Raw genomic sequence first — 19,509 nt, forward strand, 5'->3', positions numbered from 1 at the left:
GCCGTGACGAGGTCCCCCGCCTCGTTCTGCCCGGACTGTGGCACCGAGACCGAGAGCACGCACGTCGACGGGCGCGACCGGCGGTTCTGCCCCGCCTGCGAGCGCATCGTCTGGCACAACCCCATCCCGACCGCCGGCGTCGCCGTGGTCGGTGACGAGGGCGTGCTACTCGGCCAGCGCGACGTCGACCCAGGCATCGGCGAGTGGGGCGTCCCCGGCGGCCACATGGAGGCCGACGAGACCCCCGAGGAAGCTGCCGCCCGCGAACTCGAAGAAGAGACCGGCGTCAGCGTCGACCCCGACGAGTTGACACTCCTCGAGACGTTCACGAGCGGCCCGTTTGCGGGGAAGTACGTCGTCTCCATCGGGTTCGCGGTCCGCGCCGAGGAGACGATGGGGGCGCCCGAGGCCCTGAACGAGGTGCAGGCAGTCGGCTGGTTCACGCCCGAGTCGTTCGCTGCCAGTGACGAGGTGCTGCACGAAGACCACGCCCAGCGCCTGCGGCTCGCCTGGGAACGGTTTGGGTAGTCAGGGTCGAGTGGAAGCGAAGGGGTTCTACTTTTTCAGTGGCGGGTGGCGCGCGCTGACGAGGGTGGCGAACGCCAGTGAGCCCGCGAAGTCGAGTCGCGCGAGGGACGACTGGAACGAAGCGTAGCGAAGTGAAAGGAGTCGGCTGGGGAGGGAGTGGTGCGGTTATGGACGCTAGCGAGAGTCGACGAAGTCGAACCAGCCGCAACGCTCGAAACACTACCAGAATCAACCAGAACCGACTGCGTCAACGCTCAGGATGTGTTTCGGCGTCGAACCCACCCCGCACCAGCGGTTTCGCGACGTGCCTGCGAGCACACGGCGGGACCTCGTACCACCCGGTCTCCAGCTCGCGCTCGACCGAAACCTCGACCTTCCCCGACGCATCGGTCCCGCAGTCCCGGCATCGATAGCCCTGGTTCCGGCCCGCGGACTTCATCGTGTTCCCGCAGCCGTCACAGACGGGGGTCTCGTAGCCAGTCCGGTTCAGTTCGCGAACCGCGAACTTCTCCAGCTTCAGGGTTCCATCGGTGACCTCGCCACAGACCGTGAGTTCGTCTCCCTCTCGGAGAGTGCGAACCCGGTCGCGAAAGCGCTTCGTGGGTTCGAAGGCGGCGCACTGGACGGACGTCTCACCCGCTGAATCCCCGAACTCGAAGAAGACGTGCCCGCCCCGCCTCGTCTCGGGCTCTGAGGCGACGACACCCGAGACTCGGTACGCCCGGTCTTCGTTCAAGGAGCCGAGTTCCCCGGGCGCCAGATGGGCGTCAGTCCCCTGGTTCGTCTGGAACGTCGCCGCGTCGAACACCGGCTCCGAGTCGATGGCTCCTGCTAGATTCCGGCAGGCCTCAGGGTCATCGCCACGAATCCCGTGCAGGATGGGACACGGTGTGTGCGGCACGCAGACTGCCTCCCCTTCGACCCGGTCCACGGTGTCCCAGGCGCGGGGGTAGTACTCGTCTGCCGCCGCGAAGAGCGAGTCGTAGTCGATGTCGCGCTCGGTGCCCCATCGCTCGGGCTCGCGGTAGCTGATGTGCTCGGTCGTCCAGTCGTCGAAGGCGGTCCAGGCACCGACGGCGGCGAGCGCACCGACCAGTCCCTGCGAGTTCTTCCAGCCGGCGCGGGCGTATTCGAACTCGTCGGCCAGTGCTTCGGCTCGGTCGACCGGGATAATCTCGCGGAGGGCATCGCAGGCGAACTCGGCGACCGCGTCGGGCACCTCGTCTGGAGACCCAGGTGCGACCACGAGGCCGGGGTTGGTCATCGGGTCGTCGGTTTCAGCGGCTCCATCCAGCTCCTCGCGGGCGAGTTCGAGGGCCGTCTCCGGGTCGGCATCGGTGTGAATCGCGAGGGCCGCGTTCCCGCGGGTCTTGAACTCCACCGCGGGGTTGAGCCGGACGAGGAGCAGGCGCTCGACCGTCGCGCCGCGGTCGCGCAGACGCGCAGCGACCCGGTTCGCGACGTAGGTCGTGCACATCCCGCGGGTGCGAGAGTCCGTGTCGTCCAGCCCGATGACCGTCATCGTGTGCGAGAAGTAGGGCGGTGGCTATCGGGGTTTCGACTCGTACCCGAAGAATTGGGGAGTGCAGCGACGTTACGTGCCCGTCCCGTTGCCCTGTTCGTCGTCGCCGTTCCCGGAGCCGCCGGGAGCCGGATGGCAGGCGTGCTCCGAGACGCGCTCGAACCGCTGGGGGAGCAGCGGGTCGTAGTCGACACCGTCGCCGACGCGCTCTCCCCGGCCCGCGTTGTTCCCGTCGGTCGTCGGGCCGGTCGGGTGCCCCCAGAAGTTGCAGGTCGCGTCGACCACACCGTTGCCGGATTCGTTCGTCGCGGCGACCTCGGTGTGGTCGAGGAAGTTGCAGTGGTGGACGTGGAGGTCGTCCCCGGAGGCGGTCCCCCGGGTTGTGACACCTCTCTCGTTTGCTTCGAAGGTCGTTCGTTCCACGGTGGCCTCGAGCGTGGAATCATCGTCGTATCCCCAGGTGAGCATGCCGACGTCGTTGTTCGAGATGGTGCAGTCGGTGACCACCACGTTCCGTACAGTAGCGTGTTCAGCCCGGCCGTCACGACTGGTGTCTCCCACCCCGAAGACGACGACACCGAGGTTGTACTTCGAGATGTCCTGTTCAGTCACCTGGATGTCCTCGATATCAGCACCGTAGCCGACGATCTGGATTCCGTGCCTCTCCGCGTACTCGTCGGGTCGGACATCTCGATGAATCTCGTTGTTTCGAACGGTAACACCGCGAACCAGACGGCCACGGCTCCACACGTTGACCCCGAGCTGGCAGTTCTCGAACCGGTTCTCCTCGACGGTGACGTCGGCAAGGTCACCGGCACGAGTCGTCAGTGGGATACAGCCGGTGCCACAGTCGACCGCCTCGTTGTCGCGACAGACCACGTCTCGGACGCCGCTTTTCGTGTCCGAGTCCGACGTGAACGAGGACATGGCCAGGAACTTGTAGGCGTGGTTCGCGCCGGTGACCCGGTTACCCTCGATAGTCACGTCACGAATCGCCGCGGCTCGTGACCAGTCCGGCCCACCGTTCGCGTCCAGAATGATGCCGTGTTTCTCGTTGGCCTGGATGTCATCGTCGCCGTCCGAGGTGAGTTCGACGGTGTTGTCCCGGATGGTGACCTGCTCGACGAGCGACTGCGCCCCGGAGTAGTTGTGAGAGAACACCTTGATACCAGAGATGTCGAACCGGCCGACGACCTCGTTGGCCGCGACCGTGACGTTCCGCGATACCGAAGTCCGACCGTCCTGTGCATTGGCCTGGATTCGAATGCCGTTTACGGGATTGCCGTCGGGTGTGTTCTGCTCCCACCAGTTCCCCTCCGCGTCGGGGACCGAGTCGGAAGCCGTTATCACGTTGTCCCGAACCACCGAATCGCTGACGCCGGACAGATTGATTGCCGTGTGTGCAATCGAATCGAACCGACAGCGCTCGACCGTCCAGTTCCGTGAGGTTCCCCGTCCGCCGTTGTACACAGCGACAGCCGACCCGACGATATGGTCCATCGAGACGTCACGGATGGTGACGTTGGACCGGTACCCGGTCTGGATGCCAGCCCCAGCCTCGTTGGTCTCCTGTCCGGGTGAGTTGAGGTCCACGCCGAAGTTCCTGATGACGACGCCCTCGATGGTCAACGAGGGACCGTCCTCGGTGTTCTCCATCGAGATGCCACCGGCCCCTGCCACACCGCCGCCGTCGATAACCGGCGCATCCGGGCCCGCCCCGGGTTCGTCGCCGCCGGTGTCGCCTCGCAACGTGAGCGATTTCGACGACGGGATGCCGACCTGTTGCTCGTAGGTGCCACCCGCGATGTGGATGGTCGCCCCGTCGGGTGCCTCCGCGACAGCCCGCTGAATCCGGTCGTACGCATCCGGGTCGTCCTTGTCGACCGTGAGTTCGCGTGCCGCCGTCGCCGTGGTCGTTCCGACGAGTCCGATACCACCTGCCATCAGCGACTTCTTGAGGAATGCTCGTCGCTGCGTTGGTCCAATCCCCATATTGGGTTGACAGTCAAATCAGGATGACAAATAACTGGTGGCCATCCGGGATGGGTCGGCTGAACCGAGCGAATCGGCGTGTGGGGCCCGGAATCCACAGACTGTGTTTCTGTTTGTGGTTCCGCACGAGACACTGCCTCCCCCGCGCCAGACACGAATCTTCGAGCAGCCCGCCAGGACCGGTTCGGGCACGGTTGTCCACCACCACCGCCCCGGAGCGATACCCGCGAAAACGCCCGACTCACCCACCCTCGCTCCGACACAACACATATATGCGAGAAACAACTTACGTGTCCGTATGTCTCGGGATGCACTGGTCGAGAACCTCACCGCCATGCTGCAGGATGCAGGCTTCCGCGTGAGCGACCGGTGCGTCATCCGTCCGAAGAGCTTCGACCTGGCAGCCCGCCGGGGCGAGGAACTCGTCCTCGTCAAGATCCTCTCGAACATCGACGCCTTCGACGCGGCGACCGGCGCGGAGATGCGACGGCTCGGGTCGTACCTGGACGCGACGCCCCTGGTCATCGGTCTCAGAACGCGCGACGAGGACCTCAAGCCCGACGTGGTGTACTTCCGCCACGGCGTTCCCGTCATGGCACCCAACACCGCGATGGACCTGTTCGTCGAGAAGGTGCCGCCGCTCATCTACGCGGCTCCCGGCGGCCTGTACGTCAACATCGACGGCGAGCTGCTGGCGGACGAGCGCGAACAGCAGAACATGAGCCTCGGACAGCTCGCGAGCGAACTCGGCGTCTCCCGGCGTACCGTCTCGAAGTACGAGGACGGCATGAACGCCTCCGTCGACGTGGCGATGCGCCTCGAAGAGATGTTCGACGCACCCCTGACCGCCCCGGTCGACGTGATGGACGGGGCCGACGAGGTGCGCGAGGCCGAGCCGACACCGGACGACCCGGAGGCCGACCCGGACGACGAACCCATCGTGACCGTGATGACCCGCGTCGGCTACGACGTGCATCCGACGCTTCGCTCGCCGTTCAAGGCCGTCAGCGAGGACAACGAGGCCGACGACGAGGGGCCGGTGTCACACCGTGACGTCCGCGAGCACACGCTGCTCACCGGCCACTCGAAGTTCACGAAGGCCGCCGAAAAGCGCGCCCGCATCATGAGTTCCATCGGGTCGGTGACCCGCACCCGGTCGGTGTACTTCGTCGACCGCTCGAAGCGCGAGTCCGTGCATGGAACCGCCATCATCGAGCGCGAGGAGGTCGAGCAGATGCGCGACGCCGACGACCTGCGCGACCTCATCCGCGAGCGGACCGACGTGGAAGAGGAGCCGGCCTGAGTCGGCACTGGCGGCGGTCGTTCTCTCGTCGAAACAGACAGCGTGTAGCGGCCGGCTTACGCTTCCGCGCCGTAGGTCTTCTCCAGGTAGGCGACGATGTCGTCCGATTCGGGCATCCCGTCGACGCCGTGCTCGGTGTCGACCAGGACGGGCACGCCCGTCTGGCCGCTGATATCCTCGACTTCGGTGCGCTCGGAGTGCGAGCGCGGCACCTCGTGGGAGACGTACTCCAGGTCGAGGTCGGCGAGCTTGGACTTCACTTTCGCGCAGTACGGGCACCCGGGCAGTTCGTACAGTTCGAGCGTCATGGCTGGCCGGACGTAGGAATCCCTATATAAAGAGGCCAGCGGTCCTGTGTGTGCCCGGTGCCAGACCACCGCCGGGAGCTGAACGGCGAGAATGGCCCGGCAACCCATGGCAGGCGGACCACCGGTGCACAAGACACTTACCTCTGTTTCTCTGATAATTTCGACACGTGCTGGTGAGCCCACTCGTGGTGTGGCTCATCGTGCTCGCCCTGCTCGCAACCGTCGGGACCCCGCTCGCGGCCGCCGCCCTCCCACGGTCTTATGACCACGGCACCGCGTTCGCCCTCCCCATCGCCCTGGTCGTGGTGACCCTGTTCACCTACTGGGCTGGACAGGTCAGCTTCACAACCACTACGGTCATCGGAGCGGTGGTGCTCCTCGCCGGTCTGAGCCTCCTCGCGAGCCGAGTCGCACCACCCGTTCCCCGCCGAACCGCCCTCGAAACAGCCGCGGTGTTCGGTGTCGCCTTCGCGGCCATGCTGTCCCTTCGTCTCGTCCACCCTGCCGCCATCCCGCCGGGCGGCGAGAAGTTCCTCGACTACGGGCTCCTCCGTGGAGTCCTGCGCGCCGACCAGCTTCCGCCCGAGGACTTCTGGTTCGCGGGCGAACGACTGCGCTACTACTACGGCGGCCACCTCGTCGCAGGAATCGTCGCGAAACTGTCCGGCGTCGAGTCGAGGTACGCCTACAATCTGGCGATACCGACCTTCTTCGCCTGCATCGCGACGGGTGCGTACAGTCTCGCGGGGACCATCGCCGACGCGCGGGACCGGTCGCCCCGGGCTGCGGGCGTGGCCGCCGCGGTGGTCGTCGCGTTCGGGAACAACCTCGCACCCATGGTCCGGGTGTTCCTCGGGTTCCTGCCCGACTCGCTCGTCGAGCAGTACGGTCGAGCCGCCGTCGCGGGAATCCGCGCACCCACCGGCGAGGCACTCGACGGCGTCATCGGCTACGCGAACTGGGGCTACTGGAACACCCGGTACGTGCTGGACGGGACGCTCGTCGTCTCGCCCTCGTGGGAGTACGTCAACGGCGACCTCCACGCCCACATGATGGCACTGCCGTTCCTCCTGCTGGTCGCCGCGCTCTGTTTCGCGTGGTGGCGAGCCCCGAGCACCGACCCGCAGCGCTGGCTCCGCCTGCTCGCGGTGATTCCGGTCGTCGGCCTTCTCGCACTGACGAACCTCTGGAGCGTCCCGACCGCCTGCGGCCTCGTCGCCCTCACGGTCGCCTGTGCGGGCGATCACCCGTTCCCCGGGCTCGACCGGGGGAGTCGCTGGCGGCGGGAGGTGACCAGACATGCCTCCGCGGCGGTGAGCGCCGTCGTGGTCGGGGTCGGCGGCGCGCTCGTCGCGGCACCGTTCCTGCTCGACCACACGCCGGTGAGCCGTGGCGTCGGGCTGTTCCCACCGCGGAGCGCACTCGTGCCGTTCCTGCTCGCGTGGGGCCTGTTCGCCGTGCCGTTCGCGCTCGTCCTGCTGCCGCGGGTGCTGTCGTGGACCGCGGGCTCTCGGTGGCGAACCGCGGGCGTCGGCCTCGTGCTCCTGGTGTCGGTTGCTGGTCTCGCCGTCGACTTCGCAGCCCTCGCCGTCCTCGGCCCCCTGTTCCTGGCGGGCTGGGTGCTCTCGCGGGCCCGGGCCGACTTCACCGCCGCACTCGTGCTCGCGGGGGCGGGGCTGTTGCTCATCGTGGAACTCGCCTACGCCCGGGTCTGGCCGGTCGGCGGCCACGAACGGTGGAACACGGTCTACAAGGTATCCATACAGGTCTGGACGTTGTGGGGCGTCGGGCTGGGTGTCGTGCTCGGCCGGTGGCACGACCGACTGCACGAGTCGCTGCGAGCGCTCGGACAGAACCGGGACCTCCCGGCGGCGCCCTCGAAGACCGTCCTGACGAGCGTCCTGCTCGTCGCCGTCCTGGTCTCGACCTGCGCGTTCCCGGTGCTCGTCTACAACACCCAGGTCGACCCGGTCGTCTCGAACCCCGGGCAGGCAGACCTCTCGCTCGACGCGACGCGATACGTCGAGCGGGCCCACCCCAACGAATCCGCGGCCATCGACTGGCTGAACCAGCGAGACGGGACGCCGACCATCCTCACCCAGGCCGGCGACGAGACGTACACGTGGCACTCCGCGCCGGCGACCCTGACCGCCCTCCCGACCGTCGTCGGCTGGGAGCACGAGGCCGGCTATCGCGGCATGGAACCGTACGAGAGCCGGGTGAACGACACCGCAGCGATATACAGCGGTAACTGGTCAGCGTCGGCGCAGCTGCTGGCCAGATACGACGTACAGTACGTCTACGTCGGACCCGACGAGCGCCGCCAGTACGACCGGCCGACGCTCGCGTATCCGGACCGGAAACTGGTCGCGTTCGAAGAGAAACCGGGAATCACGGTCGCCCACCAGAGCGGGACCGTGACCATCTACGCCGTCAACGAGACGGCGATGTGCGCCGCGGAGAACGTAAGTTGTCCGTGATCAGCCGAGGACGCCGCCGGTACGGACGACGAAGTAGACGAGGAACGCCCCGGCGAGCACCCACTGCCCGGCCGAGATGTCGTCGAACTCGCCCGCTGCCGTCTTCACGAGCGGGTAGCTGAGGATACCTGCCGCGATACCGTACGCGATGGAGAACGTGAACGGCATGACCATGATGGTCAGGCCGGCCGGCACCGCGTGCGTGATGTCGTCCCACTGGATCTCGACGACGTTGCGCAGCATCAGAATCGCGATGACGACGAGCACGAGGTGCGACGCGTACACCGGAATCGCCGCCGCGAGCGGGACGAACACGAGCGAGACGAGGAACAGCAGCGCGACGACGAGGGCCGTCATGCCGGTGCGACCGCCCTCCTCGACACCCGTCGCGGACTCGATGTAGGTCGTGACCGTCGACGTGCCCAGGATACCGCCCGCGGTCGTACCGACCGCGTCGGCCATCAGGGGCTTGTCGATGTCGGGGAGTTCGCCGTCCTCGTCGAGGAAGTCACCCGCCTGTCCGACGCCGACGAGGGTGCCGGCGGTGTCGAAGAAGTCGACGAAGAAGAACGTGAACACGACGAGCGCGAAGGTGAACGCCTCGACGTTGCCGAAGCCGCTGATGAACGCGCCGACCAGCGGCGTGATGTCGTAGGTGGCCGCGGGGAGTTCGCTCGCGACGAAGGCCCCCTGCTCGTTGATGAACGCTCCGGAGAGAACCGTCGGCGCGTAGCCAGCTAACGAGAGGCCGAACCCGACGAGCGTCGTCACAGCGACACCGATGATGATGGACCCCTTCACGCCGCGGGCGTACAGCCCGAAGGTGAGGAAGAGGCCGAGAATCGAGACGATGGCGACCGGACTCTGGGCGATGGACGAGAGCGCCACGATAGTACCACCCTCGCCGGTGATGACGCCCATCGCTTCCAGGCCGATGATGCCGAGGAACAGCCCGATACCGGTCCCGACCGAGAACTTGACCGGTTCAGGGATGAGGCCGACGACGAACTCACGCGCGCCGACCGCCGTGAGGACGATGAAGATGACACCCTCCACGAAGACCGCGGCGAGGGCGGTCTGCCACGGGATGCCGAGCCCGAGGACGACGGTGAACGCGAAGAACGCGTTCAGGCCGAGCCCGGGCGCTTGCGCGAACGGTCTGTTCGCGTAGAACGCCATGACAGTCGTGGCGACGACGCTCGCCAGGATGGTGACGACCGCCAGCATCTGGATGACCTGTCCCTGGGAGTAGCCCTGGATCTGCACCGCGTTGCTCATGATGGCGGGGTTGACGGCGACGATGTAGCTCATCGTCAGGAACGTCGTGATACCCGCGACAATCTCTGTTTTCAGGTTCGTCCCGTGCTCCTCGAAGCCGAAGTAGTCGGCGAACCAGCTGTCCCCACCCGTGGACGTGGACTGGTTTGCCGTGCTTTCACTGGAACCCATAATGCACGTATGGCCAACCACAGAATTACTAAATTAAAGTCTTACGGAAATTCAGCCCTGGGATACACACAATCCTGTATATTTTCACGGTTGTACCCTCCGAAAGCCGACAGAGCGCCACGACGACCATCGGCTTTCTGATTCATGCCTCGCGGGTCGCGGACGGGGTGGATACCGGCCCGTGAACCACACACCTATCACCTCGTTTTGAGGAACCCAGCACACCAGTCGGTCCATCTGCATCCGGCAGACGGACCGTACCGACCGTCGTTCGGGACGCCGTCCCGAAAACTTTCAATCCAGAGTCACTACGCCAATTTTTATACCGGGACGCACAACGTCATGGCAATGGACGTCGCGGACCTGCCCCTCGCCGACCGATTCGTCGACCACTTCCACGCGAAGGGGGTCGAAGAACTCTATCCCCCACAGGTCGAAGCGGTCGAGGCCGGTGTCTGCGAGGGCGGCCGCGTCCTCGCCGCGGTGCCGACCGCCTCCGGGAAGACCTTCGTCGCCCAGCTCGCGATGCTCACGAGCGACGGCCCCGCCCTGTACGTGGTCCCGCTCCGGGCGCTCGCGACCGAGAAGTACGACGAGTTCTGCGAACTGCCCGATGTCTCGGTCGGCATCTCGACGGGCGACTTCGACGCGACCGACGAGGACCTCGCCGAGCACGACATCGTGGTCGCCACCTCAGAGAAGGTCGATTCTGCCATCAGGAACGGGGCGGCGTGGGTCGAGGCCATCGACTGCGCCGTCGTCGACGAGATACACCTGCTCGACGCGGACGGCCGCGGGCCCACGCTGGAAGTCACCATCGCCAAACTCCGCCGGCTCACGCCGGACATCCAGCTGGTCGGGCTCTCCGCGACGGTCGGCAACGCCGAAGAGATCGCCGACTGGCTCGACGCCGAACTGGTCCGCTCCACCTGGCGGCCCGTCGACCTGAAAACGGGCGTGTACGCCGAGGAGACCATCAGCTTCGACGACGGCGAGCAGCGCGACGTCGACACCGGTGGCGACCCCGCCGCCGTGGCGCTGGCCCGTGACGCGGTCGAGGACGGCGGCCAGTGCCTCGTGTTCGTCTCCTCGCGCCGGGCCGCACAGGGCCTCGCGACCGACCTCGTGGACGAGTGGTTCGATTCTGCGCCAGAAGTCGCCGAGGAGTTACGGGTCAGCGCCGCCACCGACACCGGGATGGAACTCGCCCGGTGTGCCGCGAACGCGGTCGCCTTCCACCACGCCGGCCTGTCTGCCGAACACCGCCGACTGGTCGAGACCGCGTTCCGCGACCGCGAGCTGAAGGTCATCGTCGCCACCCCCACCCTCGCCGCGGGCGTGAACGTCCCCGCCCGCCGGGTCGTCGTCCGCGACCACGAACGCTACGACGGGACCGGGATGGAGCCTCTGCCCGTCCTCGAAGTCCACCAGATGTTCGGCCGGGCGGGTCGCCCCCACCTCGACCCCTACGGCGAGGCGATGCTGGTCGCCCGCGACGGCGAGGCCGACACCCTGCGCGAGCGCTACATCGGCGCCGACCCCGAGCGCGTCACCTCGAAGCTCCACAGCGAGGTCTCCCTGCGAACGCACGTCCTCTCGACCGTCGCCTCGGGTTTCGCGGACTCCCGTGCCGCCGTCCTCGAACTGCTCGACGAGACGTTCTACGGCCACCAGCGCCCCGGCAGCGACCTCGAGGCCGTCGTCGACGACGTGCTCGACTACCTCGAATCGGCGGGCATGCTCGACCGCACCGACGGCCTCCGGGCGACGAAACTCGGCTCCCTCGTCTCCCGGGTGTACGTCGACCCCGTCACCGGCGCGTCCGTCATCGACGCCCTGGGCCGGGCCGCCGACAACCCGCGGCTCACCCCCCTCACCGTGCTCGAACTCGTCTGTGACACCACCGACATGCCCGAACTCTACACCAGAAACGACGAGGCCGGTCGGCTCACCGACGAGGCGATGCGCCGCGAGTCCGAACTCACGAAGTCGGTGATGGACTTCGACGGCGACTTCCAGGCGTGGCTGGACGTGTTCAAGACCGCGAAGATGCTCTCGGACTGGTCCGAGGGCGCGGACGCCGACACGGTGGCTGAACGCTACGGGGTCGGCCCGGGCGACGTGCGCCGCATCGCCGAGCGCGCTGCCTGGCTCCTGACGGCGACCGAGTCACTGGCGGAGTACATCGCCGACGAGGGCACGGACGTGACGCGCGTCGCCCGGGTCATCCGGGAGACGCGCGAGTCGCTGGTCGAGCGCGACGTGTGACAGCAGGGAGACGCAGCCAGAATCAGGGTTCGACGTCGACCAGCGCGCCGACCGGCGCGTCGGTCCGCTCGGCCGCCCGTTCCTTGCCCTCGTCACCGACCGCGATGAGCGCGAACACGCCCGCCACGTCGGCCCCCGCGTCGGCCACGATGTCGAGCAGGAGTTCCTGGGTCTCGCCGGAGCGGATGAGGTCGTCGACGACGAGCACGGAGTCACCCGCGTCGAGCGCCGACGCCGGCAGATAGTAGGTGAGTTCGATGCCGGACTGGAGGCGCTGGCGGGCCTCGATGAACTCCTCGACCGCGGTCTCTTTCGACTTCTTCGCGTACACGCAGTCCGCGCCGAAGTAGCTCGCCATCGAGGCGGCGAGCGTGATGCCGTCGGTCGCGGCCGTCAGGACGGCGTCGGGGCGGTCGAAGGCGAAGGCGTCCGCGGCGACCGGCGCGACGAGGTCGAGGAAGGCCTGGTCGAAGACAGCTGCCGAATTATCGACGTAGCCCTCGTCGTCGACCCGGATGCGCGCGCCCAGTTCCGCGGCAAGTTCGTCGCGACCGACCCCTTCGACGACCTCCCGGGCCCGGTCAGCACTCGGAAGGACGTGCCCGTTCACGTAGCGGTTCAGGTCGCCTGCCGGCAGCCCCGTCAGCGCCGCCAGCTCGTCGTACGTCCGCGTCTCCTTCAACATCTGGAGGACGTCGACGGCGCGCAGCTGGAGGGCCGCCTTCTCGGCTCGGTTCATACCCACTATGCACGACTACACAATCATGAATACATCGAATCGGTCGGGTTAGAAAGTGGGCACGACCGTGGGCTCGTCCTAGCTCAGGAAGTTCGGCTCGACGTGCTTCTGGTCGCGCTCGGCACGGAGGTGCTCGAGGAACTCGTCGGTGTCGACGTCGTACTCCTGGCGCTCCTTGCGGTCACGCACGGAGAGGTTGCCGGCCTCCTCCTCGTTGTCGCCGACGATGATCATGTACGGCACGCGGTCGTTGTGTGCGCCGCGGATCTTGCGCTCGATGGTCGCGTCGCGGTCGTTGACCTCGACACGGAACTCCGAGAACTGCTCTTTGACCTCGTAGGCGTACTCGAGGTTGTCGTCCGAGATGGGCAGGATGCGGACCTGCTCGGGGGCGAGCCAGAACGGGAACTTGCCCGCGAAGTGCTCGATGAGGACCATGAAGAAGCGCTCGTAGGAACCGTACAGCGCGCGGTGGATCATCACCGGGCGCTCGTGCTCGTTCTCCTGGCTGACGTAGCTCAGGTCGAAGCGCTCGGGCATGTTGAAGTCGAGCTGGACCGTCGGGCCGTCCCACTTGCGCCCGAGGGCGTCGGTGAACGCGAAGTCGATCTTCGGGCCGTAGAACGCGCCGTCACCCTCTTCGAGGTCGTAGTCCATGCCACGCTTCTCCAGGACCGAGGTGAGTTGCTCCTCGGCCTGCTCCCAGATCTCGTCGCTGCCGACGGACTTCTCGGGACGGGTCGCGAGCGCGACCTCGAACTCCAGCCCGAAGGTGTCGAGGATCTGCATGATGATGTCCATGATGGCCTCGACCTCCGCCTCGATCTGGTCGGGGCGGGCGAACAGGTGGCCGTCGTCGATGGTGAACGCCCAGACGCGCGAGAGCCCGGAGAGCTCCCCGCGCTGTTCCTTGCGGTAGACCTTCCCGTTCTCGGCGTAGCGGATGGGCAGTTCGCGATAGCTCCAGGAGTGGTCCTGGTAGATGGCGGCGTGACCCGGGCAGTTCATCGGCTTCAGGCCGTACTCGTCGTCACCCACGTCGAACAGGAACATGTCGTCGTGGTAGTTCTCGTAGTGGCCCGACTGCTTCCAGAGGTCCGTCTTGAACACGTGGGGGGTCTCGACGTACTCGTAGCCAGCATCGAGGTTCATCCCCTCGATGAAGCGCTCGAGTTCGCGCAGGATGGTCTTCCCGTTGGGGTGGTACAGCGGGAGGCCCGGTCCCGTCACGTCCTGGATGGAGAAGAGGTTCATCTCGCTGCCAATCTTGCGGTGGTCGCGTCGCTCGGCCTCCTCCTTTCGCTCGAGGAACTGTTCGAGGTGGGACTCCTTCTCGAAGGCCGTCCCGTAGACCCGGGTCTGCATCTCGTTCTCCTCGTCGCCGCGCCAGTACGCGCCGGCGATCTCCATGAGCTCGATGCAGCCGATCTCGCCCGTCGAGGCGACGTGCGGGCCGGCACAGAGGTCCTCGAAGTCGCCCTGGCTGTAGAAAGTGATCTCCTTGCCTTCGTCGTGGAGTTCCTCCAGCAGCTCAAGCTTGTAGGGCTGGTCGGCGAGGCGCTCCTTGGCGTCCTCGTAGCTCACGACCTCGCGCTCGATGTCGAGGTCGGCCTCGATGATGTCGCGCATCTCCGCTTCCAGTGCGGGCAGGTCGTCGGAGTCGATGTCGACGTCGTCGAAGTCGTAGTAGAAGCCCTCGTCGGTCGGCGGACCGATGGCGAGCTTCGCGTCGGGGTACTCACGGAGCACGGCCTGTGCGAGGACGTGGGCCGCGGAGTGACGCATGACTTCGACGTATTCGTCGGACTGGTCCGTGACGATCTCGATCTTCGCGCCGTCGTAGACGGTCGCTTCCTTGGCGACGAGGTCGCCGTCGATCTTCCCGGCGACCGTGTCCTTCCCGAGACCGGGGCCGATCTCGTACGCGACGTCCTCGACGCTCGCCCCTTTCGAGACCGCGAGTTCCGAGCCGTCTGGTAGTACTACCGCTATCTGTTGTTCTGATTTCGACATGGGTGACGTTCCTCAGGCTGGTCAGTGTCTGCCAACGCGAGAACCGGTAGGTGAAGTTGTGATTTAGCGGGTACAAACCCGACCTGTAAAGCAGACACCTACCATCGTACTTTTCCATACCCGGTTGTGCGAGAAAAGAGTTGCGTTTCATTTAATCGAAAACATGCGTGGGAATGTATCACACGGTGGTGTCGGGGCTTGAGATAGAAAGTCCGACGTGTCACTGTCAGCGAAAGCGCAGTTTCTGGCCGTGACGAGGGCGGTTCACCCGTCCCGTTCGGTGACGGGCGCGAGTGGCACGGAGTGCTGGTTCCTCACGGTGACGCTATCGGTCGAGACGACCGAGGTGGCGTTCAGTGAGGCGACCGCGACGCCCTCGTCGACGGCCCACGAAGCCGACACCGTGGCCGTCTCCCCACGGGCGAGCCTGCCGGTCGAGGCGTTCGCCGACAGGGTCGTCCCGTCTTCCAGCGTCACGCTGTCGACCCGGAACTCGTAGGGGTCGTTGCCGGTGTTGCGCACGGTCACCTCGACGACCAGTCGGCGCTCGCCGTCGACCGTCTCGAAGTGGGCGTCCGTGAGTCGCTCCGTCTGCTCCGTCGTCAGCACGACCTCGTCGCCGATACCGACGGGCTCGCGCTGGTCCGCCGGCTGCTCCCCGCCGAAGAGCTGGTTCGACACCAGCCCGAAGAACGTCGCCCCCTCGATGACCAGCGGGATGCCGATGCCCACCACGATGAGCAGTCGGATGAGGGTCCGGCGCTCCATCGGTCAGGGGTTGATCGGCGGCGAGCCCGGCGTGAGCGCCCCATCCGCCAGCAGGTCCACGACCGGGATGCCGTAGGCGATCAGGATGAGGACGATGGCCAGCGCCGTCCACAGTTTGAAGTTGTCGAGGATCCGCGGGCTGTCGCTCGGCCCGGACAGCGGCTCCGGGATGAAGCCGTCGACGACGACCTTGCTCTTCTCGCGGTCGGCGTTCCACGTCCCGGCGAAGACGAGCCAGAACATGCCAAGGGAGACGAACAGCAGGACCGCCCCGATGGCGATCTGGAGCTGCATCTCCGCGACGGTCCCGAACGGCGTCTCGTACGCGATGCCCGTGACGCGCCCCCACTCGGGTTCGGCCGTCCGGCGGGGCAGGCTCGCGAGGCCAGCGCGGTGCATGGCGTTCGACATGAGCGTCATCCCGAGGAACCAGACGAACGGTTGGGCGACCGCGACGCCGCGGAACTGCAGGCGCTTGCCGGTGACCTGCGGCCACAGCCAGTACGTGATGGCCATGAACGTCAGGGCGGCCGCGGTGCCGACGGTGAGGTGGAAGTGGCCGGGCACCCACAGCGTGTTGTGGATGAGGTAGTTGATGTTCATCCCGGCGTTTATCATGCCGGAGAAGCCCCCGGCGGCGAACATCAGCCCAGCGAGCGCACACCCGGCGAAGGCCGGGTTATCCCACGGCAGGGCGCGAAGCCAGCCGAAGCGGCCCTCGCCGCCGCGCTGGCGCGCGCCGTGCTCCATGCTGGCGACGACGGTGAACGCCGTCAGCAGGCTCGGCAGCAGGAGGAACATGGTGTTCGTCATCGCGACGAACTTGAAGCCACTCGGGATGCCGGGGTCCATGTACTGGTGGTGGAACCCGACCGGGGTCGAGAGGATGAGGAACAGGATGAACACGACGCGGGCCAGCGGGTCGCTGAACAGCCGCCCGCCCGAGAGCTTCGGCAGGATGGTGTACCAGACGAAGTACGCGGGCATCAGCCAGAAGTACACGACCGGGTGGCCGAAGTACCAGAACAGCGTCCGGGTCAGCAGCGGGTCGACCGTCTCGAAGAGACCGAGCGACCACGGCAGCAGGAAGAAGAGCACCTCGACGGCGACGCCGAACGTCGAGATGTACCACATGAGCATCGTCGTCAGCACCATGAACGTCTGGAGCGGGACGCGCTCGTCCGGGTTGTCCTGCCGCCAGACGTAGAAGGTCCGGAACCAGTCGAGGCCGGCGATCCACGTCCCGACGAGGAACGCGGCCAGCCCGATGTAGAAGATGGGGTGTGCCTTCAGCGGCGCGTAGAACGTGAACAGCACGTCGGCCTGGAACGGAATCTCGCCCGCGAAGCCGCCCAGGATGGCGACCGTCGCGAGGACGGACCCGAGCGCCATCAGCAGCACCCAGGCGCGGGTGATGTTCCGGTTGGGGATGGGGGTCTCCAGGCTCCGGGTGATGCCCCAGGTGAACAGGCCACAGATGAAGAAGGTCGTGAAGACGAGCGCGAGCAGGACACCGTGGCCCGTCAGGACGGTGTAGTAGTCCGCCGAGGGCATGATACGCAGGGCACCCGTGCGGTGGAGTGCCTGCACCAGCCCCATCAGGCCGCCGATGAGGAGCGACCCGAACGCGATGGCCAGGCAGACCCGGGTGACCTTCGCCTCGAACGGGTACTCGTCGACGAAGTGCGTGGTCGTCGTGCTCATGCCGGGACCCCCGTCATGGCGCTACTCGAGTTGTTGCTGCTCGTCCCGTTGTACGTGTACTGGTCAGACGGGACGGCGATGACCTTGCCCTCCATGTTGTGGTGGTTCGCGCCACAGTACTCGTGACAGACGATGCCGTACGTATCGGCCTCGTCGAAGCGCGTCTTGATGGTCGCGACCTGTCCGGGGATGACCATCGTGTTGATGTTCGTCCCCGCCAGCTCGAACCCGTGGATGACGTCGCTACTGGTGATGTGGAAGGTCACGTTCGCGTCGGTCGGCACCCGGATCGGCCGGGACACGTCCGGCGTCCCCGGGTTGTAGCTGAACTGTCGAGCGACGATGTACACGTGGTACTCGTTCGGGCCGGTCTTGACGACACCCGGGTCGGAGAACTCCGGGTGCTCGTCGAGTGCCTGTGGGTCGACCTGCCCGCCCTCGTCGTCGACCATCTCGACTCCGGCACCGATGGCACCGTAGGTGATCGTCGCGATGAAGCCGACGATGAGCAACAATGCAACACCGAGCCAGAGCTTCTCGAACCTGTGAATGTGCATGGTCTCACCCGATCACCGTCGGTCCGTTGCCGAGGAACTCGATGAAGTACATGAACCCCCACAGGAGTACCAGGATGAGGAAGTACACCACGATGAGTGACGCCGTTCCGACCGGGTCGAACTCGTCGTGACCGAGTTCCCTGACGACGTCGTCGGTCTCGGCGGTGTCCTCCGCCTGTGGTACCTCCGTACTCATATCGACACCCCGTCTCGAGCGCACCCGCCCTGGGGGCGCGCGTGACCCGTACTGCTACTCGTGCTGCGCATAGACAGGCAGGCAGTTGTGGGCCACCCACACTATAATAGGGGGTGAATTCTCATGCTGTTGGAACCGGCGGTAGGCCAAAGAGGGAGGAACGAGTAGCATGGTCCATGAACCTCGACCGAACGCAATTCGTCGCGGGTGTGGGACTGCTCGCCCTGCTCCCCGTGGTGGCCTACGCCGCGATAGAGGGGATGTGGCCCGTCGTGCTCGCCCTGCTGAACGTCCTCCTCATCGCCGGCGGACTCTACTACATGCTGTCTCCGACGGAGCACGAGGGCGACCACGCCGCAGGCCACTGAGCACATGCGACGCCGAACGTTCCTCGGTGCGGCCGCCGGAGCCGCAGGCCTCGGTATCGGGGCGGGCGCGTGGGCCGCCACCGGGAACGGCACCGAGCGACTCCGAGAGACCACGGTCCAGACGCTCGACGCGCGGGGAAGCGAAGCGGGGACCGTGACAATCCCGGACGACCGCCCCGTCGTCCTCGACCTCTTCGCGACGGTGTGTGGTCCCTGTAAACCGCAGACCCGGGCGGTCGCCGCAGCCAGAACCCGACTCGGTGACGCCGCCCACTTCGTCTCGGTCACGGGCGAACCCGTCGGCGAGACCGGCATCTCGCCTTCGGGCCTGCGGGAGTGGTGGCGCGAGGCCGACGGGGACTGGACGCTCGCGCACGACCGCGAGGCGAAACTCGTCCACGCGCTGGACGCCCGCCAGATTCCCTTTCTCGCTATCGTCACCCCCGACGGCCACGTCGCCTACCGCGAGACGGCCCGGCCGAGCATCGTTCCGGCCGACCGCATCGTCGCCAAGGTCGAAGAGGTGACGGGCTGACGATGGTCCCCGACCCGGCGACCCTCGGCGTGTTCCTCGTCGTCGGCCTCCTCGCCGGGGCGCACTGTCTCGGCATGTGTGGCCCCCTGGTCACGCTGTACGCCGACCGGATGGGTGCAGACCGCGAACGTGTCTCCTTCCGGGATCTGCGCCAGCACCTCCTGTTCAACCTCGGGCGAACCCTGAGCTACGCCGCCATCGGGGGCCTGATGGGCCTGCTCGGGATGCTCGTCTTCGACGCGGCCGCGGTGACGCCACTCGCTGACGGTCTCCGGGGCGTGACGGGCGTCCTCGTCGGCGGCTTCATCCTCGTGACCGGTGCGGGCTACCTGTTCCGGGGGCGCACGGTCGGTCACGGCGTGTCGATTCCGCTCGTGGGAAGCGCCTTCCAGCGGGTCTACGGGGCGCTCACGGCCCACGTCGACTCGTGGGTCCGCGGCCCGCGAATCGTCGGCCTCGGCGCGGTCCACGGGCTGCTCCCGTGCCCCATCATCTACCCCGCGTACCTGTACGCGCTGGCGACCGGCTCACCCCTCGCCGGGGGGCTGTCGCTGGGCGTCCTCGGCCTCGGGACCATCCCGACGCTGTTCGCGTACGGGACCCTCTTCCAGTCCGCCGACGCCCGGTGGCGCTCGCACCTCCATCGGGCGCTCGGGGCGGCGTTCCTCGTGTTGGGGTACATCCCGCTCTCCCACGGGCTGATGCTGCTTGGCATCCACGTCCCGCACGTCCCGCTCCCGATGCCCGGCCCGACCATCCCTGCCTGACACCCCATCGCA

The 19,509-nt window shown here is 66.7% G+C and carries 17 protein-coding genes; 7 read left to right on the plus strand and 10 right to left on the minus strand.

Going from position 1 to position 19,509, the window contains the following annotated elements; genetic code table 11:
- The first annotated feature begins 3 nt into the window (after positions 1-3).
- On the plus strand, positions 4-528 hold the full coding sequence (locus ACSC1S_RS15185; protein ID WP_435365043.1) for an NUDIX domain-containing protein: 525 nt from the start codon (positions 4-6) through the stop codon (positions 526-528).
- A gap of 247 nt (positions 529-775) precedes the next feature.
- On the opposite strand, the gene ACSC1S_RS15190 is transcribed toward ACSC1S_RS15185, so the two are convergent.
- Entirely contained in the window at positions 776-2,050 is a 1,275-nt protein-coding gene (locus ACSC1S_RS15190; RefSeq protein ID WP_435365044.1) for a TiaS agmantine-binding domain-containing protein, read from the minus strand.
- A 72-nt stretch (positions 2,051-2,122) separates the two neighbouring features.
- On the minus strand, positions 2,123-4,042 hold the full coding sequence (locus ACSC1S_RS15195; RefSeq protein ID WP_435365045.1) for a right-handed parallel beta-helix repeat-containing protein: 1,920 nt from the start codon (positions 4,040-4,042) through the stop codon (positions 2,123-2,125).
- A 298-nt stretch (positions 4,043-4,340) separates the two neighbouring features.
- Between ACSC1S_RS15195 and ACSC1S_RS15200 the strand changes: the two genes are divergently transcribed.
- Positions 4,341-5,345, plus strand: coding sequence for a transcriptional regulator (locus tag ACSC1S_RS15200; RefSeq protein ID WP_435319681.1), 1,005 nt, complete (start codon positions 4,341-4,343; stop codon positions 5,343-5,345).
- Positions 5,346-5,401: 56 nt separating this feature from the next.
- On the opposite strand, the gene ACSC1S_RS15205 is transcribed toward ACSC1S_RS15200, so the two are convergent.
- The gene (locus tag ACSC1S_RS15205) at positions 5,402-5,653 is read right to left on the minus strand and encodes a glutathione S-transferase N-terminal domain-containing protein (RefSeq protein WP_435319682.1); all 252 of its coding nucleotides are present in this window, start codon (positions 5,651-5,653) and stop codon (positions 5,402-5,404) included.
- A gap of 167 nt (positions 5,654-5,820) precedes the next feature.
- Here ACSC1S_RS15205 and ACSC1S_RS15210 point away from each other — a divergent pair, with 167 nt between their 5' ends.
- Positions 5,821-8,133 (plus strand): DUF2298 domain-containing protein, encoded by a 2,313-nt coding sequence (locus ACSC1S_RS15210; protein WP_435365046.1) that lies wholly within the window; start codon positions 5,821-5,823, stop codon positions 8,131-8,133.
- On the opposite strand, the gene ACSC1S_RS15215 is transcribed toward ACSC1S_RS15210, so the two are convergent.
- Positions 8,134-9,582, minus strand: coding sequence for an NCS2 family permease (locus tag ACSC1S_RS15215; protein WP_435319684.1), 1,449 nt, complete (start codon positions 9,580-9,582; stop codon positions 8,134-8,136).
- Between the two features lie 348 nt (positions 9,583-9,930).
- Here ACSC1S_RS15215 and ACSC1S_RS15220 point away from each other — a divergent pair, with 348 nt between their 5' ends.
- The gene (locus tag ACSC1S_RS15220) at positions 9,931-11,850 is read left to right on the plus strand and encodes a DEAD/DEAH box helicase (RefSeq protein WP_435365047.1); all 1,920 of its coding nucleotides are present in this window, start codon (positions 9,931-9,933) and stop codon (positions 11,848-11,850) included.
- Positions 11,851-11,872: 22 nt separating this feature from the next.
- On the opposite strand, the gene ACSC1S_RS15225 is transcribed toward ACSC1S_RS15220, so the two are convergent.
- The 6 genes from ACSC1S_RS15225 to ACSC1S_RS15250 form a co-directional block, all read right to left on the minus strand.
- Positions 11,873-12,589, minus strand: coding sequence for a phosphoribosyltransferase family protein (locus ACSC1S_RS15225; RefSeq protein WP_435319686.1), 717 nt, complete (start codon positions 12,587-12,589; stop codon positions 11,873-11,875).
- A gap of 78 nt (positions 12,590-12,667) precedes the next feature.
- On the minus strand, positions 12,668-14,602 hold the full coding sequence (gene thrS, locus ACSC1S_RS15230; protein WP_435365048.1) for a threonine--tRNA ligase: 1,935 nt from the start codon (positions 14,600-14,602) through the stop codon (positions 12,668-12,670).
- A gap of 264 nt (positions 14,603-14,866) precedes the next feature.
- On the minus strand, positions 14,867-15,370 hold the full coding sequence (locus ACSC1S_RS15235; RefSeq protein WP_435319688.1) for a DUF4352 domain-containing protein: 504 nt from the start codon (positions 15,368-15,370) through the stop codon (positions 14,867-14,869).
- A gap of 3 nt (positions 15,371-15,373) precedes the next feature.
- Positions 15,374-17,074: a b(o/a)3-type cytochrome-c oxidase subunit 1 gene (locus tag ACSC1S_RS15240; RefSeq protein WP_435319689.1), complete on the minus strand. Its 1,701-nt coding sequence runs from the start codon at positions 17,072-17,074 to the stop codon at positions 15,374-15,376.
- Positions 17,071-17,631 (minus strand): cytochrome c oxidase subunit II, encoded by a 561-nt coding sequence (locus ACSC1S_RS15245; protein ID WP_435319690.1) that lies wholly within the window; start codon positions 17,629-17,631, stop codon positions 17,071-17,073. Before ACSC1S_RS15245 ends, ACSC1S_RS15240 begins: the two co-directional genes overlap by 4 nt.
- Before the next feature lie 4 nt (positions 17,632-17,635).
- The gene (locus ACSC1S_RS15250; protein WP_435365049.1) at positions 17,636-17,827 is read right to left on the minus strand and encodes a hypothetical protein; all 192 of its coding nucleotides are present in this window, start codon (positions 17,825-17,827) and stop codon (positions 17,636-17,638) included.
- 176 nt (positions 17,828-18,003) lie between these two features.
- On the opposite strand from ACSC1S_RS15250, the gene ACSC1S_RS15255 reads away from it, so the two are divergent.
- Genes ACSC1S_RS15255 through ACSC1S_RS15265 form a run of 3 tightly spaced genes read left to right on the plus strand, consistent with a single transcriptional unit; the run spans position 18,004 to position 19,497 of the window.
- Positions 18,004-18,195, plus strand: coding sequence for a DUF8131 family protein (locus tag ACSC1S_RS15255; protein WP_435365050.1), 192 nt, complete (start codon positions 18,004-18,006; stop codon positions 18,193-18,195).
- Between the two features lie 4 nt (positions 18,196-18,199).
- On the plus strand, positions 18,200-18,730 hold the full coding sequence (locus ACSC1S_RS15260) for a TlpA family protein disulfide reductase (protein WP_435365051.1): 531 nt from the start codon (positions 18,200-18,202) through the stop codon (positions 18,728-18,730).
- 2 nt (positions 18,731-18,732) lie between these two features.
- The gene (locus ACSC1S_RS15265; RefSeq protein WP_435365052.1) at positions 18,733-19,497 is read left to right on the plus strand and encodes a sulfite exporter TauE/SafE family protein; all 765 of its coding nucleotides are present in this window, start codon (positions 18,733-18,735) and stop codon (positions 19,495-19,497) included.
- Positions 19,498-19,509: the final 12 nt, after the last annotated feature.

It is taken from the genome of Haloarchaeobius pelagicus, from assembly GCF_051207375.1.
Classification (GTDB): domain Archaea; phylum Halobacteriota; class Halobacteria; order Halobacteriales; family Natrialbaceae; genus Haloarchaeobius.

What these genes read in the sequence shown, in the direction of transcription:
- ACSC1S_RS15190 (WP_435365044.1), bottom strand. Translation starts at nt 2,050, where the DNA reads ATGACGGTCATCGGGCTGGACGACACGGACTCTCGCACCCGCGGGATG.
- ACSC1S_RS15195 (WP_435365045.1), bottom strand. Translation starts at nt 4,042, where the DNA reads ATGGGGATTGGACCAACGCAGCGACGAGCATTCCTCAAGAAGTCGCTG.
- ACSC1S_RS15200 (WP_435319681.1), top strand. Translation starts at nt 4,341, where the DNA reads ATGTCTCGGGATGCACTGGTCGAGAACCTCACCGCCATGCTGCAGGAT.
- ACSC1S_RS15205 (WP_435319682.1), bottom strand. Translation starts at nt 5,653, where the DNA reads ATGACGCTCGAACTGTACGAACTGCCCGGGTGCCCGTACTGCGCGAAA.
- ACSC1S_RS15215 (WP_435319684.1), bottom strand. Translation starts at nt 9,582, where the DNA reads ATGGGTTCCAGTGAAAGCACGGCAAACCAGTCCACGTCCACGGGTGGG.
- ACSC1S_RS15220 (WP_435365047.1), top strand. Translation starts at nt 9,931, where the DNA reads ATGGACGTCGCGGACCTGCCCCTCGCCGACCGATTCGTCGACCACTTC.
- ACSC1S_RS15225 (WP_435319686.1), bottom strand. Translation starts at nt 12,589, where the DNA reads ATGAACCGAGCCGAGAAGGCGGCCCTCCAGCTGCGCGCCGTCGACGTC.
- thrS (WP_435365048.1), bottom strand. Translation starts at nt 14,602, where the DNA reads ATGTCGAAATCAGAACAACAGATAGCGGTAGTACTACCAGACGGCTCG.
- ACSC1S_RS15235 (WP_435319688.1), bottom strand. Translation starts at nt 15,370, where the DNA reads ATGGAGCGCCGGACCCTCATCCGACTGCTCATCGTGGTGGGCATCGGC.
- ACSC1S_RS15240 (WP_435319689.1), bottom strand. Translation starts at nt 17,074, where the DNA reads ATGAGCACGACGACCACGCACTTCGTCGACGAGTACCCGTTCGAGGCG.
- ACSC1S_RS15245 (WP_435319690.1), bottom strand. Translation starts at nt 17,631, where the DNA reads ATGCACATTCACAGGTTCGAGAAGCTCTGGCTCGGTGTTGCATTGTTG.
- ACSC1S_RS15250 (WP_435365049.1), bottom strand. Translation starts at nt 17,827, where the DNA reads ATGAGTACGGAGGTACCACAGGCGGAGGACACCGCCGAGACCGACGAC.
- ACSC1S_RS15255 (WP_435365050.1), top strand. Translation starts at nt 18,004, where the DNA reads ATGAACCTCGACCGAACGCAATTCGTCGCGGGTGTGGGACTGCTCGCC.
- ACSC1S_RS15260 (WP_435365051.1), top strand. Translation starts at nt 18,200, where the DNA reads ATGCGACGCCGAACGTTCCTCGGTGCGGCCGCCGGAGCCGCAGGCCTC.
- ACSC1S_RS15265 (WP_435365052.1), top strand. Translation starts at nt 18,733, where the DNA reads ATGGTCCCCGACCCGGCGACCCTCGGCGTGTTCCTCGTCGTCGGCCTC.